14 protein-coding genes are annotated in these 16,861 nt (G+C 60.2%); all 14 read left to right on the forward strand.

Features of this window, described 5'->3' with window-relative positions; translation table 11 throughout:
- The first annotated feature begins 103 nt into the window (after positions 1 to 103).
- The 14 genes from ONB25_08240 to ONB25_08305 all read left to right on the forward strand — a co-directional run bounded on the left by ONB25_08240 (position 104) and on the right by ONB25_08305 (position 16,857).
- Positions 104 to 424, forward strand: coding sequence for a hypothetical protein (locus ONB25_08240; GenBank protein ID MDZ7392866.1), 321 nt, complete (start codon positions 104 to 106; stop codon positions 422 to 424).
- Positions 425 to 990: 566 nt separating this feature from the next.
- A complete protein-coding gene (locus ONB25_08245; protein MDZ7392867.1) occupies positions 991 to 2,931 on the forward strand; it encodes a T9SS type A sorting domain-containing protein in 1,941 nt (646 codons plus the stop codon).
- A 207-nt stretch (positions 2,932 to 3,138) separates the two neighbouring features.
- The gene (locus ONB25_08250; protein MDZ7392868.1) at positions 3,139 to 4,839 is read left to right on the forward strand and encodes a fibronectin type III domain-containing protein; all 1,701 of its coding nucleotides are present in this window, start codon (positions 3,139 to 3,141) and stop codon (positions 4,837 to 4,839) included.
- A 48-nt stretch (positions 4,840 to 4,887) separates the two neighbouring features.
- Positions 4,888 to 5,952, forward strand: a complete 1,065-nt coding sequence (locus ONB25_08255; GenBank protein MDZ7392869.1) for a T9SS type A sorting domain-containing protein — start codon at positions 4,888 to 4,890, stop codon at positions 5,950 to 5,952.
- A 60-nt stretch (positions 5,953 to 6,012) separates the two neighbouring features.
- The gene (locus ONB25_08260) at positions 6,013 to 6,777 is read left to right on the forward strand and encodes a polysaccharide export protein (protein MDZ7392870.1); all 765 of its coding nucleotides are present in this window, start codon (positions 6,013 to 6,015) and stop codon (positions 6,775 to 6,777) included.
- A 37-nt stretch (positions 6,778 to 6,814) separates the two neighbouring features.
- Complete coding sequence (locus tag ONB25_08265; protein MDZ7392871.1) at positions 6,815 to 8,302, forward strand: GumC family protein; 1,488 nt, start codon at positions 6,815 to 6,817, stop codon at positions 8,300 to 8,302.
- 42 nt (positions 8,303 to 8,344) lie between these two features.
- Positions 8,345 to 8,641, forward strand: coding sequence for a helix-turn-helix transcriptional regulator (locus tag ONB25_08270; protein MDZ7392872.1), 297 nt, complete (start codon positions 8,345 to 8,347; stop codon positions 8,639 to 8,641).
- A gap of 29 nt (positions 8,642 to 8,670) precedes the next feature.
- Positions 8,671 to 9,606 carry an AAA family ATPase gene (locus ONB25_08275; protein ID MDZ7392873.1) on the forward strand — a complete coding sequence of 312 codons (936 nt, stop codon included), beginning with the start codon at positions 8,671 to 8,673 and terminating at the stop codon, positions 9,604 to 9,606.
- A gap of 24 nt (positions 9,607 to 9,630) precedes the next feature.
- Positions 9,631 to 10,434 (forward strand): CpsD/CapB family tyrosine-protein kinase, encoded by an 804-nt coding sequence (locus ONB25_08280; protein MDZ7392874.1) that lies wholly within the window; start codon positions 9,631 to 9,633, stop codon positions 10,432 to 10,434.
- Between the two features lie 76 nt (positions 10,435 to 10,510).
- A complete protein-coding gene (locus tag ONB25_08285; protein ID MDZ7392875.1) occupies positions 10,511 to 11,992 on the forward strand; it encodes an O-antigen ligase family protein in 1,482 nt (493 codons plus the stop codon).
- Between the two features lies 1 nt (position 11,993).
- On the forward strand, positions 11,994 to 13,418 hold the full coding sequence (locus ONB25_08290) for a flippase (GenBank protein MDZ7392876.1): 1,425 nt from the start codon (positions 11,994 to 11,996) through the stop codon (positions 13,416 to 13,418).
- 12 nt (positions 13,419 to 13,430) lie between these two features.
- Positions 13,431 to 14,489 carry a glycosyltransferase family 2 protein gene (locus ONB25_08295; protein MDZ7392877.1) on the forward strand — a complete coding sequence of 353 codons (1,059 nt, stop codon included), beginning with the start codon at positions 13,431 to 13,433 and terminating at the stop codon, positions 14,487 to 14,489.
- Complete coding sequence (locus ONB25_08300) at positions 14,471 to 15,667, forward strand: glycosyltransferase family 4 protein (GenBank protein ID MDZ7392878.1); 1,197 nt, start codon at positions 14,471 to 14,473, stop codon at positions 15,665 to 15,667. The genes ONB25_08295 and ONB25_08300 overlap by 19 nt, the downstream gene beginning before the upstream one ends.
- The gene (locus ONB25_08305; GenBank protein MDZ7392879.1) at positions 15,664 to 16,857 is read left to right on the forward strand and encodes a glycosyltransferase family 39 protein; all 1,194 of its coding nucleotides are present in this window, start codon (positions 15,664 to 15,666) and stop codon (positions 16,855 to 16,857) included. The genes ONB25_08300 and ONB25_08305 overlap by 4 nt, the downstream gene beginning before the upstream one ends.
- Positions 16,858 to 16,861 lie beyond the last annotated feature (4 nt).

A 16,861-nucleotide genomic window follows, 5' to 3' on the forward strand; every position in this document is an offset into this window, starting at 1 on the left:
AACAGTGCACTGCATCGCCAGACCTCGGACAGAGCGGTCCGCGGCGCCTTGGGCGAAAAGATCGCAAGGTCCGCTCGTACATCCCCCACGAGGAGGAGCGTACATGGACAACTTAGCGGTGGCGATCGCGCTCTTGGGTGCTGGGGTCTTGGGTATGGGTTGGTTCAGTTGGAGCGCTAGATCACCTCAAGCAGCCAGGTTCCGCCCTCACACAGCAGAGTCACCGTCCTCACAGCAGCGCTTCAAGCGTTACGATGTGAGGACCCCAGGAACTGCAACGCCGAAACTCGTTGCATTCTGTCGCAGCAGCTCGGCCATGTTCCTGCGGGAAGACCGGAGCAACATCTACGTGACCTACGTGATGCACAAAGAGGAGCCCCCACAACAGGGGACCTGTGGCGGAGACATCCCTCGGCCGGAGTGAGGCGGCCAGGATGTTTCCCTGACATCGCGATGGCGCGCAGATGGAAGCGTAAGAGAGACCAGAGGTATCGAGACGTTGTCCGGCAGGGTGCACACACCGCAAAAGCTGGCAAAGTCAAAAGTCTCAGGGCTCTCTTCGGAACCAAGCTCACGCCGTCACCCTGCCCGCGCGGACGATTGTCCAGCGGGCAGGAACGGCGGCCGACGAGAGAGATCAGGTGCACATCCAGAGCCAGGAATAGAGCAAGAAGGCAAGGAGAACAATCGTGGTTTCACATAGATGCAGGGGCATCGCAGAGTAGAGAGGCAGCTGAAAGAATGAGACAGGAGGCGGGAATTGCTGGCAGAGAAAAGAGAACAATTGCACGGAGGGCCGTGCTGGAGGACAGCAGGCCCTTGGAACAACACGGTTGGAGCTTCGAGGGTTAGATGTCTGTAACGAAGATGCCCCAAGAGTGCCCGATTGGAGGTCTTGGGGGGTGGAGGGCTGGGCGTGCAGGCGAGTTCGGGCGACTCATTTCTACCACGCGCTCGGCATCCACGAAGTAGAAAGAAGGAGGGCCAAGCATGAGTGCGGCAAGGAAACACAGGAACACTGCATTCCTTTGGGGAATGCTGGGAATGGGGATAGTGGCTGGTCTGGCCTTGCTGGCCAGAAGTGAGCGGATCTGTGCCAAGGAACTCGACGGGGACGATTACATGCAGGTGACCCTGCCGCCAATTACCGGGCATGTCGCTCTCGTTGCGGGCGGCGTTGGGATGGTCGAAGGGAGTGGGAGCTTCACGATTACCGTGCCGCCGGATGCAACGGTGGAGGCCGCATACCTGTATTGGGCGGGCCAGGACAGTGATTCTCCCCCCAATCACATAGGCGACCCAGAGATCGCCGTGAAGATCGATGCTTCCGCGCCCATCACCGTTGTTGGGCAGTTGATCGGGATGACGACGGCCATCGCAGGACGATTCCGCTTCAGTTATCGGGTTGATATCACCTCCATGATCACCCCTGGAACCCATAACGTCACGCTGTCCGGGTTTGACCCTGGCCTGCTGGGTTCATCCGGACGGGCATTCGGAGGTGGCATCTTGGTGGTATACAGCGCTCCCGACCTGCCGCTGGCGACGGTGTCGATCGCCGATGGTGTGGATTATTTCCTTTTCTCCAAGTTCCATCCCACCAGTCAGTTACTGCGGTTCAGCTTCGTTCCTGCTCTCGTCAACCGCGAGACGGAGCTGCTTTTGATGGTGGGGGGTGTGGAAGAAGACGAGGCCAACGGCCTTTGGTACCAGGTCGGCGGCGACGCGATTCCGGCAGGCAGCATCGTGGACGCGCCAGGAGCGGTGGATTATGACAACTCCTCTAGCACCGTCGCGGGCGAGGACACCGACCCGTTCCATTCGGTCAACGGTGCAGAATGGGACAATTTGGCCATGAGCATTGAGGTGCCTGCGCACGCGTCCTGGTTAGCGCTTCAGATCGAGTCGCAGTCCGACAGCCCCTACGGCAAGCGCTCAGCCAGCGGCGTGTGGGTTGTCTGTGCGCTAAAACTGCCGGTCGTCGGCCTCGGCTCCATTGGCGACCTGGTGTGGAACGACGCCAACGGCAACGGCACTCAGGACGAGGGCGAGCAGGGCATCGATGGGGTCAAAGTGGTGTTGCAGCGGAGCGGCGAGGAGGGGATGACCACGTTCACCATCACCGGTGATAACCCTGCCACAGAGGAAGAGGAGCATGGCTGGTACCGCTTCACCGGCCTTGTTGCGGGTGTGTACACCGTCGACGTGGTGGACGCGACGTTACCCGTGAACTTCGCCGGCCTGCCCCCGATCCTCACCACGGCAGGCGACCCCTTGGTGGTTGAACTCGGCGAGGGCCAGGACTATGACGAGGCAGACTTTGGCTACATGGAAAACCCAGTGCCTGTGGAGTTGCTCTCCTTCTCGGCCGTTTGGCACGATGCCCAGGTCCATCTACGCTGGACTACTGCCTCCGAGACGGAGAACATGGGCTTTGACGTGTACCGGGCCGAAGCAGAAGAAGGGCCCTTCATCAAAGCGAACAAAACCCTCATTCCGGGCGCGGGTAATGCCACCGGGCTAAACACCTACAGTTACGTGGACCGTGAGGTCGATCCCGCGAAAGGCTACTACTACAAGCTCGCCGACGTGGACTATCGCGGCCGCGTACGGTTCCACGGGCCCATCTCGGTGGCATCCAGTTCAGTGCCGATGGACTATGAGCTGCACCAAAACTACCCGAACCCCTTCAACCCGGAAACAACGATCCGCTTCCAGGTGAAGGCTGAGGGGCGGGTGTGGCTGGGCATCTACAATGCCGCGGGTCAGCTGGTGCGGCGTCTGGCCGACGAGACCATGAGTGCAGGATACCACGCCTTGGTGTGGAACGGGAAAGGCGAGGCTGGCGAGCTCTTGCCGAGTGGCACCTACTTTTGCGTGATGCGCGTGAACGGCATCGAAGTGAGCAAGAAGATCGTGCTCACCAGGTAGCAAGCGCGGGGAAGCAGGCAGGTCACAGATGAGAGGGTGAAGGCTACGGTGGCTCAGCCCACCGTAGCCCAGCCCAGCATGGGCAGGTGAAGCGGATGCGCAGATTGGTACAGGTAGACTTGGGTGACCGTCAATAGAGCGTGGAACGGAAGGTTTTTTTTGAACTCGTGGTTAATAATTTCTTCTTCGTGGAGTCAAACCAAGGCGATGAGCGCGCAGAGGTTGTGGAAAGTGGTGGCACAGATAGGAAAGGTGGTTTCGCTTACCGGCGTGCTCTTGTGGCCTGAGCATGGTGCGGGCCAGGACGTTGCCAGCAGTGCCTCCTTACGCGTCACTTGGGAGGCCAGCACAGAACCTGATCTGGCTGGCTACAGGCTCTACTACGGAACCAGTTCCCATCACTATCTGTGGCTCCTGGACGTGGGAAAGGTCACAAGCGTGACGGTTCCAGACCTGGCTCGTGGGATGCGTTACTACTTCGCGGTGAGCGCGTATGACAGTTCGGGCAACGAGAGCCTCTTTTCAGCTGAGGTCTCGGGCGTTGCCGGCGTGGATTGCGGCACCGTTGCGGATCTGACGCCGCAGGAGTATGTAGTGGCCGCGCTCGGCGTGGGAGACCAATACTACATCGACCGGGGCTACCAGATTACCTACATCCCGGATGCCTATGAGGGGCTTCTGTGGATAAAGACGAAAAACGATGACAAGTTCGATATGCAGCTTCAGATCTCTTTTTCCTTGCTGCGGCGGGCGCGGCTGTACATAGTCCACGACAGTCGGGTGACGCCGCCTTCCTGGCTGACCACCAACTTCGTCCAGACTGCCTCCCGCATTGAAGTAAGCGACGCCGGCAATAGCGATTTTCGCATTTGGGAGGGCACCAGAGATTACGAGCCGGGCGAAACGGTGGTCTTGGGCTGTAACGGGTCAGCAGGCGGTGCAGCAAGCATGTACGTGGTCCTATTGTGCGTGCAGAGCGACGCCTCAGAGCTGCAGCCCCACATGTCATTGTCCGGTGTAGACGTAGTTGTGAGCTGGAATGTGCTACCGGATGCTCAATACTATCGGGTGTATCGCGGTGATACTCCGTACTTCGAACCACAAACGCCGTTGGTAGAGCTCGGCACGGCGGAATTTGTGGATAAGGGAGCGGCGGCCGAAGGTGCAGGCGCGCGCTACTATGTGGTGGAGGCAGTGCGGGCCCAGCAGCACCACCCCCTGCGGCGGAGAGTGGGCATTTTCCCTCTGAGTCTGCACACGGGACGGACCCTGGTGTCTCTGCCCCTACTGCCAGCAAGCGGTGACATTGCCACCGTCCTCGGCCAGAGCCTCACAGGAGGAAGCAATGCACTGACTGCTGACAGGATCATGAAATGGACAGGCTCTGGATACAAGATCGCATGGCTAGTCGGTGGCACTGGGACTGCCTACGACGGTAAATGGTTGAACGAAGATGGAACGGCCCTGAGCGACATGACCCTGGAGGTGGGAGAGGGCTTCTGGGTCGATATCCGAACAGGACATCAGACGACCTGCCTGTACCTTCTCGGCGAGGTACCAGCCGATAGCGAGCGCGTCCTGACCGTGAACCCAGGGTTAAACCTCGTGGGTTGTAGCTACCCCGTCAGCATCTCCCTCACGGCGACTGGATTATGGGAGCAGGGTGTCCTAACAGGTGCCACCAACAGTCGGGACGCTGATCGGGTCATGGCTTGGGAGGGCGATCATTACGAGGTGGCCTGGTTGGTGGACGGCACCGGAACCCAGTGGGATGGGAAATGGCTCAACGCCGCGGGGAGTGACACCACCCACCTGCGACTTGAGCCGGGAAAGGGGTATTGGCTTCATCGACGCAACGGCAACGAACCGCGAGCCTGGAGATGTCCACATCCGTTTCCAGGGTCGTAAAAGTTGAAATGTGCACTGAGGTGTGAAGCAGAGAGAGGAGGAAGTGCAATGTGTGGAAGAGTAGTCTTCTACGCGACGGTTGGGATGCTATGCGGCATGATTGCCACGGCATGGGCAGGCACCGTTGACATCAGTTGCGTCAGCGGCGTCCAGGATGAGCTCGGCCAGTGGCTGCAAGGTTCTGCCTTTGACGGCTACGGCGATCTCATTCAGATCATCTATGCTGGGCCGGACGGCCAGAACGATGTGCCCGACGAGAATGGCAACCCGACCGACGACGATGTGCTGCTCGGGACGACCTTTGCCGGAGCCGGATTCCCGTTTAACCCGCACGAGGGAAAATTCACCACGCAGCTCACTCACGAGCTCTTGGTGGATGGGGCCGTGATCTATTGCCGCGCCTGGAATGATTCCAGCGTGGCGACGGCCACCTACTGGGGCGATTCGGAGCTTGCCATAGTCGAACTGAGTGGCGACTTTGGCAGCGTGGATTTCCCCACGTGGGCGACGACGGACGCGGTGGTGGCCGTAGAACTCGTCGCCTTTCAGGCTACGCGCGTCAATGGAGGCGTCCGGCTGACATGGGTCACCCAGTCGGAGACCGAAAACCGAGGTTTCGAGGTGCGCCGTGCTACGGCTGAGAACGGTCCGTATGCCCGTATCAACCGGGAGCTCATTCGAGGCGCCGGCACCACCTCCGAACGCCACGAGTATGTGTACCACGACGGCAATGCCGCTCCCGACACAGCCTACTACTACATGCTGGCGGACATCGACTTTGCCGGGCGCGTGCGGGTGCACGGACCGATTTTCTCGCCGGTGGTCACCGTGCCGGAAAGGGCCTCATTGGCTCAGAACTATCCTAACCCATTCAATCCAGTGACCTGGATTGCGTTCGAGCTGAAAGAGGCAGCCCCAGTGACTCTGAGGATCTACAACCTTCAGGGGCAACTGGTGCGAACGCTTGTCGAGGGATACACTGAGGTGGGGCGGCACGAGGTGCGCTGGGACGCCACCGATGATCGGGGCACCCTCGTGCCCAGCGGCGTGTACGTGTACGTGCTGGAGTCTGCAGGAGTCAAGCTCACGCAGACGATGCAGTTGGTGAAATGAGCTGCCGCGCTCTGTTGGTCTGTGCCAACGCAAAGCGTGGTTGGGTTCAGGAGGTGCATCATGAGGAGACTCTGGTTCTTGCGCTGCGGGTTGCCAGCGTGGGGGCTGATGTTGGTGTTGCTGGTCGGATGTGCAGTCAGGCCGCGTGTAGCTCCCGAGGCGTCCGCTGAACCGCGACCTGCGGGCGACGTTTATGTGGCCAAACCCCAGCCCCCTGCGCCCGAGCAGGAGAGGGAATACCGCCTCGGCTACGGCGACGTCCTCGAGATCAAGTTTTTCAACAACGAGGAATTCAATACGGAAGTGACCGTCAGGCCTGACGGGCGCATCACCCTCCAGCGCATCGGCGATATTCGGGTCACAGACATGACCCCCATGGAGCTGGCGCGCCTGATAAGCCAGAAGTACGCGGAGATTCTCTTGGAGCCTGAGGTTACAGTGACCGTCAAACAGTTCGGCGGCAACACTGTGTACGTGCTCGGCGAAGTGCGCAACCCGGGCAGTTATGTGGTGCAGCGCAACATGACCCTGTTGCGCGCTATCGCCACCGCGGGTGGACCGACCAACGAAGCCAATTTGAGCAGCGTGATGTTGATTCGCATGCTGGACGAAAAGCGCGTCTCGGCTACCCGCTCCGACCTTACTCAGGCCCTTGCGCGCAAGGATCCGCGCCCTGACCTCGAAGTCAGGCCGTATGACATCGTCTACGTGCCAAAGACCTTTATCGGCAACATCCGCACCTTCATGACGCAGGTCTATGACACGGTGATCCCGCCGCTGGATTTGTACGCTCGCTCGGTGTTCTGGTCGCGGGCATGGAAGTGAGTCACCAGCGGAGAAAAGTCACACAAAGGAGTCAATCATGGAAACGCGTGCAAGCGATCGCTCGGTGTCGCTGCGTAGAGTGCTGAGGGTGCTGTGCAAACGCAAGAAGATGATGCTGCTCCTCTTCGCTTCCACCGTGACCACCATGGCGGTGGGCGTGCTGGTCATGCGCCCTGTGTATCATGCCACCTCGACGATCATGGTGGACTGGGAGAAGGACGCAGAGAAGACGCTCATCATCGAGCTCAATTGGTGGTTGCGGCGCTCCAACTACGACCAGATTGCGGCAGAGATGCAGATTCTGAAAAGCCGGCCCATCGCAGAGCGCGTGGTGAAGGTCCTCGGTTTGGCAAATCCCGCCGGCACTGCCGCCGATAGCGCACGCTTTGCGCAGGTGGTCGCCGCGGTGCAAAAGGGGCTCAAGGTGGAGCAGACCAAGGAGACCAACCTCTTGCAGGTCACCTATGCAGACAGCGATCCCAAACGAGCTGCCCTCATCGCCAACTGCATCGTGGAGCAGTACGCTCGGCACCGCGCAGAGCTGGCCAAAGATCTGCGTACCTACGCCTTCTTTGACGAGCAGATCAAAATGGCGGCAGCGAAGCTGGATGAGCTGGAGCGCCGCGAGGCGGACTTTAAGCGCCGTGAGGGGATGGTCGTGCTGGAAGGCGAAGCGGAAATCCTTTACAAGAAGCTGGCCGACTTTGACCAGGCCCTCACTGAGGTCCGCACCAAGCGCATCGGCAAGGAGTCAAAACTCCGCGTGTTCCGCGAGGGTCTGGCGGGCAACGGCGCAGTCGTCATCCCCAGCACCGAGACCAGCGATAGCCCAAGCCGTGAGGAATACCTCTCTCGGCTGAAAGCTGAGCTGCTGAGCCTGGAGCTGGAGCGGAACCGTCTCCGTCAGCGCTATACGGCCAGTCATCCCCAGCTGGTGGCTGCGGAGAGACAGGTGGCGCTGGTGCAGGAGAAGCTGCGCCAGGAATTGAGGGAGATTATCGCCGAGGAAGAGACTAACCTGCGGGCTTTGCGTGCGGAGGAGGCATCGCTTGAGGCCAAAATTGCCGAAGTGCAGGGACAGCTCAAGCGCTTCGCCGTGAATGCGTACGAGCTGAGTCGCATCTCGCGAGGCATCAAGGAGACGCAGGAACTCTACTCCATTCTGCTCAAGCAGCGGGAGGAGGCGCGACTTGCTGCCTCGCGCCAGGATCAGTTGGTTCAGGTTAAAGTGGTCAGCCCGGCGGTGCCGCCTCATGCGCCTGCTCGCCCCAACCGCCCGCTCTACCTCCTCGTGAGCCTACTGCTGGGCGGTGTGGTAGCAGTGGGGTCTGCTTTCTTTGCCGAATCCCTGGACCGGTCCATTGACAGTGTCGAAGACGTACGTCGCGACTTGGGTTTCCCAGTGTTGGCTTCTCTGGCAGAGAGTGAATTCCTCCTCCTCGGAAGCAGCAACCCTGGGAAGCGGATAGGAGGAGCTCACCCCATGGCAGAGCAACCCGTGGGGACCAATGGCACTCGGGGGTGACAAGTGGCGGTGTGAGAGACTATGCACGAAGGATGTGGAGCCATGGACGAGAAGAAGAAGTCAAGGGTTGAGGTTGGGATGGGAGGTGTTCCGCTTGACGGGCGCGTGCTGCCGCGTCCAAAGCGCCCCATGGTCCGCGCAAGGAATTTGCTCAAGGTGAAGCGTTGGGAAGCTGGCCTCAAACAGTACGAGCTGGCCTATCTCCTGGGGTGCAGCGCCCCCTATCTTTCGATGGTGGAGAACAATCGCGTGGAACCCACTGAGGAGTTCAAACGGCGGGCAGCCAGCATCTTTGAGTTACCCGTCTCTGAACTCTTCCCAAGAGATGAAGAGGAATGAGGCCCCGGGGTCAATAACAGGATCAGGCAATGTACACCGAACACTTTGGCTTGAAAGAGATACCTTTTGACGTGAATCCGGACCCGCGATTCCTTTTCCCCAGTTCGGATCACCAGGAGGCGCTGACGCGCATGATGTACGGGGTCAAGATGCGCAAAGGACTCATCGTTGTGATCGGAGAGGCGGGGACCGGCAAGACCACCCTGTTGCACACGCTCCTGCATCACCTGGGCGAGCAGGCCGTCAGCGCATGGGTATTCAACACCACCCTGGAAGCGGAAGATCTGCTCCGCTACGTGTGCCGCGATTACGGTGTGCAGGTTAGGTGCGAGAACCGGGCCGAGATGCTCCTGGACCTCTATCAATTTCTCATCCGGAATTTTGAGTGCAAGCGCAATGCATTGCTGATTGTGGACGAAGCACAGAACCTGAGCGCAAAGACCTTGGAGGAGATAAGGCTCCTCACGAACCTGGAGACTTCCAACACCAAGTTGGTGCAGATTCTTCTTGTGGGGCAGCCGCCTCTTGAGGACACTCTGCGCCTTCCGGAACTGCGCCAGTTCCGACAGAGAGTGACGGTGCGCTGCCGACTCCGACCACTGTCACCCAACCAAGTGGGCGACTACATCGTGCACCGACTCAGGGTGGCTGGCGCGAGGGCGCCGCAGCGCCTGTTCACCCCAGACGCGGTGGCGGAGGTGTACCGACTTTCAACGGGCATTCCGCGGCTCATCAACTGCATTTGCGACAATGCATTGCTGCATGCTTTTATCATGGATAGGACCTACGTTGATGCCAGCTTGTTGCGGCGGTTGGAGCGTGAGGGGTTCCTTAGTGGAGAGGACACAGCCGGTGCGGTGCCCCGTGTGGTCGAGATCCACCAAAGGAAGGATACATATCCGTTTCAGGGCATAGACGTGGGGGCACTGGCCGGTTCCGCGAGCATTGTGCATCGGCTGGCCTAACGAGATCAGGCAGAGGGAGGTACCATGAGTGTGATAAGAGACATCCTGGAGGAGGCACAGGCGTCCGAGCGGGTGGACCCCATCGAGTACCGGCAGACCGTGCAGAGCGCCCCAGCAGCAAAAGTGGAATTAGATGTGCCCCCGGGCTTGGCGGCGGAGGTACGCGCCCTGCGCGAAAACATCGAGCTCCTCGGCGGGCTGCAGAGGGTCTATGCCGTTGGGGTAACTGCCTGCTGTCCAGGTGCTGGGGCCACTACGGTTGCCTCGCTCCTGGCACTCTCAATGGCTGGTGGGTACGTGAATCACAACGGCAATGGGAACGGGGGGAGCGAACAGCCCGGCACCCAGCCAAAGGGGGATTTCCTTGGCAAAGGCATTATGCTGGTGGATGCCAACGTGGCGATGCCGGGGATTGCCCGCATGCTCCGGCTGGCTCCCACGCCTGGCCTCACGGAGGTACTCTCCGGGACTGTTGCCTGGCCTAAGGCGGTTCGCTTGGTCAATGAGGGCCGGCTAAAGGTCATCCCTGCCGGCACCCCTTCGGCGATGGGTCCGGAGTTGGTGACGAGTGCCCGCATGCATCGTCTGCTCGACGAGTTTCGTGATCGGTTCAGTCGGGTAGTGGTGGACCTGCCACCAGCAGTGTCCAGCGTGGATGCGCTGCGCGTTGGGCAATGGCTCGATGGTGTGGTGCTAGTTGTGTGGGCCGGGCATACGCGCACCGAGGTGGCACGCGAAGTTATCGAACGCTTGATGGCAGCAAAGGTGCGTGTGCTGGGCGTCGTCCTTAATCGGAAGAAGGGCACGTCCATAGGAAGTCGCTTCTAAGGTGGGCGTGGGAGAAGCGATGTCACACTCGACCACATACGTGCTGACCCCACACTCGGCCCGTGGTGGCCTCTTGATGGCGCTCGCAGGGGGCGCCGCCATAGGGGGGCTCGGACTCCTGGCCTTGGGCCTGGAGCCGAAGTGGGCAATGTTCGCCACGATCGGGCTCATGTTGCCCTTTGTCGGGGCGCTCACCGGCAATCTGCGGCGCTTCTTGTTGGCCTTGATGGTGTTTAGTGTTCCGCTGAACGCGGATGTGCACCTCCTTTACCACCCAGAGGCGGCCGGCACACGGGGCTTGGTCATCGCATTTCCCGACATCTGTCTGGTGGTGCTCGTCGCCGCCTGGCTGATTGAGTTGGCGAGCGGTCTGCGACAAGAGCGAGTACGCCTGTTTCCGAGGGTGACGGTCCCCTACGCGGCGCTGCTCTGCTTGGGCGCGCTGTCAGCGGTGTGGGCACCGAAACCCCTCCTCACGCTCTTGGATATCTGGCAGATGTCGAAGATCCTTGTTTTGTTCCTGTACCTGGTGAACACCGTGCGTGACCGCGAGGAGGTGCAGTTCGTGCTGGGGGTGCTCCTGCTGGGCGCAGCACTGCAGGGAGTGATTGTCTTACTACAAAACGCAACGGGCTTGAGCTTGGGGTTCTTTGGCCAACAGACCAAAGCGGAGTTCTTCCACCCTGAAGAGGATGTGTCGCTGGTGCGCAGGCCTGGAGGGACAGTGGGCCACGCCAATACCCTCGGTCGCTACTTTGTGCTGCTCCTTCCCACTGGCATTTTCCTGTCACTGAACAGCGAAAAGCGGCGCACCTTCTACTTGTTGACGACGGGAATGGGGCTCTTGGGGATGGTATTGACTTTGTCACGGAGCGCATGGGTTGGGTTAGCTTTCGCCCTCATGGTCGGGTGGGTGGCCAAGCGCCGTCGCCGAGGGGAGGGATCCGAGAGGCGCGGGAAAGGTTGGGCTGTGGTATTGCTTTTGGCAATTGTGGTGGCCTTCGGGCCCACGATCTACAGGCGGATGGTGTCGCCTGACTTTGGTGCTACCATGTCGCGTCTTACCACAGCAGAGGTGGCTTTGCGCGTGATCCGTGATCACCCGCTGCTGGGCGTGGGCCTGAACAACTACAAGGAGGCGCTGGATACTTACTTTGATCCGAGCGACCCTTTCACCCGAGTGGCACCGGTGCACAACCTGTATCTACTGTTCGCAGGGGAGCTCGGGCTTGTGGGGCTGGGCCTCTTTCTCTGGCTCATGGCCGCCTTGCTGAATGGGATGCGAATGGGGCTGCGGGCTAAGGACCAGCTCCACTGGGCCTCCGCCGTCGGCCTCTTTTCGGGATTGGCGGCCATGCTGGTAATGGCCACTAGCGACTATGCGTACAAGCAGTCGCTGGCACTCATGAGCACTATGTGGATTGTAGCAGCCTTGGGGCTGACCCTGGCGACACTGCAAGAACAGGAGGCCGCAATGGAGCAGGCCGCAGAACGCGAACCAGAGCCGCTTCCTTCTTGCATCAGCCGACAGCTCATAGCATTAGCTCACAGGCAATAGAATGAACACATTGCAACGCATCGCACAAAACACCATTGCGCGGTCGGTCGCGGAGATTCTCAATCGCGCCGGGTCGGCCATCTTCTGGGTTTTAGTCACAAGAGCACACGGGGCCAAGGGGCTAGGGATACTAGCCTTGTCTACCTCCCTGACCGGTGTCTTTTCCATGTTGGCCACCCTGGGATTAGGGAGTTTGGTGATCAGGGAGGTGTCCAAGGACGAACGCATGAGCGGCCAGCTCTTGGTCGCAGGCCTTGTGCTGGGCACCGCCGGGGCCCTCCTTGCGACGGTCGCAATGATGGGATTTGTCAGCATCATGGGATATGAGCGGGAGGCGAGCAGGGCCTGCTATCTCATGAGCCTGTCTCTGGTGCCTATGTCTCTGTTCTACTGGCTGCGGGCGGTGTTGTGCGGATTGCAGGAAATGCATTTCCCCACGTTTGGGCGTGCCATCGAAAATCTGGTGAAGGTTGGAGTAGGCGTGGTGTTGATCTCGCACGGGGCAACGATCATGACGCTGGTGGGATTGGTCGTGTTCAGCCGCTTTGCGGGAGCTTTGGCCTTGGCCTGGGCCACCTTTACCAGGGAGCGCCTCACCGATGTGCGTTTCAATTGGAGCCTGATCAAGAGGTTGGTCAGTGAGACGCCTGTGTTCTTTGGCAGCACCTTGTTTAACAGCATGTTCTGGTCTGTGCCGATCATGCTCCTGCCGAAGCTGAGCACCGTGGAGGCGGCTGGCCTGTACAGTGCCGCGTACAAAGTAGTCGATCTCCTGTTGTTGCTTTCTTCGGCGTTTGCCCTGGCCATATTTCCCGTGATGGCCAGGATGTCCCGCCTCTCCGAGCGGCTCTTCCGGGACGTGTGCCTCAAGTCCCTGAAGCTCGTCCTTTTCTTCAGCCTGGCCCTGGCCGCTGGTGGGACCGTGCTGGCCGATAGGATAGTGGTTCTTCTGTATGGGAGAGACATGGTAATCGCCGCCCCGGGTTTGCAGGTCTTGATCTGGAGTCTTCTCTCCGCGGGGGTGACGCAGATTGCCGCCTATGCCTTAATTGTGCGCAATCAGCAAAAGTTGGACATGATCGGAAATGGAGTGGCCTTTGCAACTATTCTGGCGCTCAGTCTCCTGTTGATTCCGCGTGCCGGGGTTGCGGGTGGAGTGCTAGCCGCACTGCTCGCCACTGTTGTGTTTGCGATAGTAGAACTCTACTTCGTAGACCGCACGTTGTTTTGGCTGCCGCTGGGCGCCTCGGCGATCAAGCCCTTCCTTGCTGCACTGGCCATGGTGATGGTGGTGTTCTTTTGCCATAATGTGTCGTTGACTTTGCAAGTGATCGCAGGTGGGCTCGTCTACGTGGTGTTGCTGGTCCTGACGGGGGCCATCACACAAGGAGACCGGGAGCTGCTCCGGCAGTTGCGAACAATTTGAGGCGAAGAAAGCATGGCGGACTATCCTGACATTTCGGTGGTTATCCCCACTTTCAACCAAGCGCGGACGCTGGGGCGCGTGCTGAGAGGGTTCCTGGCGCAGCACGTGCCGAACGTGGCGCTGGAGGTGGTGGTGGTGGATGACGGCTCGACGGATGAGACCGAAGAAGTCGTTGCTATGGTGATGGGCTCTGGCTGTGCACCGCTTACCTACATTCGTCAGGAAAACAAGGGCGCGGCGGCAGCGCGCAATGTGGGCATCACGCACGCGCGGGCGCCGGTCATTCTGTTGTGCGACGGCGACGTCATTCCAGCGCCAGGCATGGTAGAGGCGCACGCCTGGTTCCATCGCCAGCACCCGTGCCTAACGCACTTGGCACTTGGGCGCGTCGAGATGGCCGCGGAGCTGGCCCATCCGGGACAAGTCCGCCAGTTTGAGACAAAACTGCCCTTCACTGGGGAAAAATGCGTGCAGATCCCGTGGCATTTTGCCCGCGGGAGCAACTTCTCGGCGAAAAAGGAATTCCTGATGTTGGCAGGTGGATTCGATCCCAAGATGCATTCGGCCGCTGAGGATACGGAGTTGGCTTTCCGACTTCAGAAGCGAGGGGCGCGCCTCTTCTTTGTGCCCTTGGCAGTGGGGATTCACTACCACCCAATGGCCGACGAGGTGAGTTACCTGTCCAAAGCACGCACTTACGGTGTGTCGCTTGCCTACTGGTATGGCAAGGATCCGGACGCGCGCGCTTTCATCACCAGCCATTATGGATTGCAAACGTCGCAGACAGGATGGCGCCGGACCGTGCGCCACTTTCTGCACGGCCTTGTGTTCAACAGCAGTTCCGAAGCCGCGTGGATGCGCCTTGCGCGGTGGGCTGCCACTCACTGGTACGGCGCAGCAGACTGGATGCGGCGACAGGTATACAGGGCGTGTTATCGGCGGGCGTTCTGCGAGGAAATGGAGAATGCACCCCGAGTTCGCAACATGAGCGAGCCGGCCGGAAGCTGGGCCTCGGTGGTGCGGATAGTGAGCAATCCTGCAATGAGGTGCCTATGTCGGGTGCGGACGTGAGAGGAAAAGCTGATGGTGCACCGCGGGTGGTGATGGTGAACTGGGTCTATAGTCCCGAGCACGGCGGTGGCGCGAGGCAGTGCCAGCTGTTGGTCCGCCAGCTGCTCCAGCGAGGCGTCCAAGTGGAGGTGATTGCCCGCACAAGGACCCGCGCGTTGCTGGGCACCTCGATCGTGGACGGCGTCGTGGTGCGGCGCGTGCCTGATGAGAACGGCCGACCCGGCTCCCGGGTGCGCACGGCGATGGCCCTGATGGCAGAGCTTTATCGCTGCGCATGGGCCGAAATCGTACACACCCACGGCTTCATGCCCGAGGTGGCCGTTGCCGCGCGCACCATGGGCAAACGCCTCGTGCAGAAGGTTACCTTGGTAGGGCTTGACGACGCCACCTCTTTGCAAAGACGGCGATTAGGTAGCTTCGCCCTACGTCTTGCCAAAACCGCAGACGCGGTGGTGGGGCCGTCCCAGGCTGCCATTGTGCAGTCGTTAGCCGCAGGTGTGCCCGCCCAGAAGCTGTGGGCCATACCCAACGGTGTTGACCTCCGCCGTTTTCGACCAGCGTCTATCAGGGAAAAGAAGGAACTCCGCCAGGCGCTCCACTTGGATGCAGGAGCTTTCCTGGTTGCGTTTGTGGGCTCCTCGGAACGCCGTAAGGGCCTTGATCTGGCAATGAGCGCGGTGGCAATGGCGCGCAAAAAGGGTCTACGGTCGGCACAGTTGGTGGTACTGGGCCCAAAGCCATCCGATGCTTCGCAACCAGGATTCGGTGAGCACGCGAGGACGGACTTGCACGGAGAAGCCTTCCATCGAGCCGTCCACTTTGTTGGGCTTACCGCCGATGTCCCCGAGTACCTGCGCGCGGCCGACCTCTTTGTGCTCCCCAGTCGGGCCGAGGGTCAACCAAACGCACTTCTGGAAGCCATGGCTTGTGGCCTCCCCTGTGTGGCGCGGAGGCTCGACGGCGTGACGGACGAGCTGCTCCTCAATGGCAGGCGGGGCCGGCTCGTCGACGGGGATGAGGCAGAGGACTTTGCGCGTGCGCTGCTGGAGCTTGCGGAATCGCCGCAAACCCGCAAGACACTCGGCGCCGAAGCGCGGGCCTACGTGGAGAGGCATCACGACATAGGCCGGGTTGCTGACGCGTACTGCGCCCTCTATGGGACTTTGCTGAGGCGATGATGAGCCGGTTTGCCGACAAGGTGGTGCGAGACTGGTGGCCCAAGCGGTGGTTTTACCTGGGTCAGCCGGCCGCAATCTTTGCGGTAGCACTTGTGCTGCGGGTGGGTTACGTGCTTATGATGGACGACCTCTACCCGCTCGATCCGGGCGACCAGATGGCCTATGACCGCATCGCCCGAGAGTGGATCGCAGGTGGAACGTTCATGCCAGGTAGCTCCTACAGGCCTCCTGGCTACCCTGCCTTTGTGGCGCTGGTATACTGGGTCTTTGGTCCGCATCGGGTGGTGGTGGAACTGGTGCAGGCATTCTTGGGGGCCATCACCGCCTTATTGACGGCCAAACTGGCCGCTGGGTTGTTCCAGCGCAGGGTGGGATCCTTCGCGGGATGGATCGTGGCTGTGCTGCCGGTTCTCATCCACTTCACCGGGCAACTTATGGCGGAGACACTTTTCACCGCGCTGCTGATGGCGCTGCTCCTTGTCCAGGCACGGGGGGCGGAGAGCCGAGGACCTTCTATGCTGGTGACCGGGCTCCTGACGGCAGTAGGTGCTCTTCTTCGCCCCAACGTACTGCTATTGCCCTTAGCTCTTGCTGCATGGTGGAAAGTGGGATGCGGCTGGCCAATGAGAAAAGTGGTGAGCAGCACCGGACTCTGTTTTGCCGTTGTGTTCCTGTGCATTCTGCCTTGGTCGTTACGCAACCTCAAAGTGCACGGCACCATCGTGCCAATCTCCACCAACGGCGGAGTGAACTTGTGGATCGGTAACAACACCAATGCGACGGGTGACTGGCTCAAGCCGGCGGACTATTGGTTGCCCTCGGGGCAGACCGAGGCAGAGGTGGACCGGCAATATCTCCATGCTGCGCTGGAGCATATCGTAGCTCACCCGGGACGCACGGCGTTCCTGGCAGTGCGCAAGTTTGTCATCTTTTGGAGCCCATATCCCCATCCTCTTGACCGGGTCTTCTTTTGGGGTATGGCCGGATTCGGCTTACTTGGGGTCGCTGGGACCGTGCGGAGACGGCAATCGTGGTTCCTCCTCGCGACGCTGGCTTACTTCACGGTTGTGAGTTGCGTGTTTTTCGCCAACCAGCGATTCCACGTACCGTTGCTCCCCGTTCTAGGCGTTTATGCTGGGGCGGGTGCAGAGTGGCTCTGGGTTCTCCTCAGCAGGAAGCTTGGGAAGTAGGACG

The organism is candidate division KSB1 bacterium, from assembly GCA_034506335.1.
Lineage (GTDB): Bacteria > Zhuqueibacterota > Zhuqueibacteria > JANLFK01 > Oleimicrobiaceae > Oleimicrobium.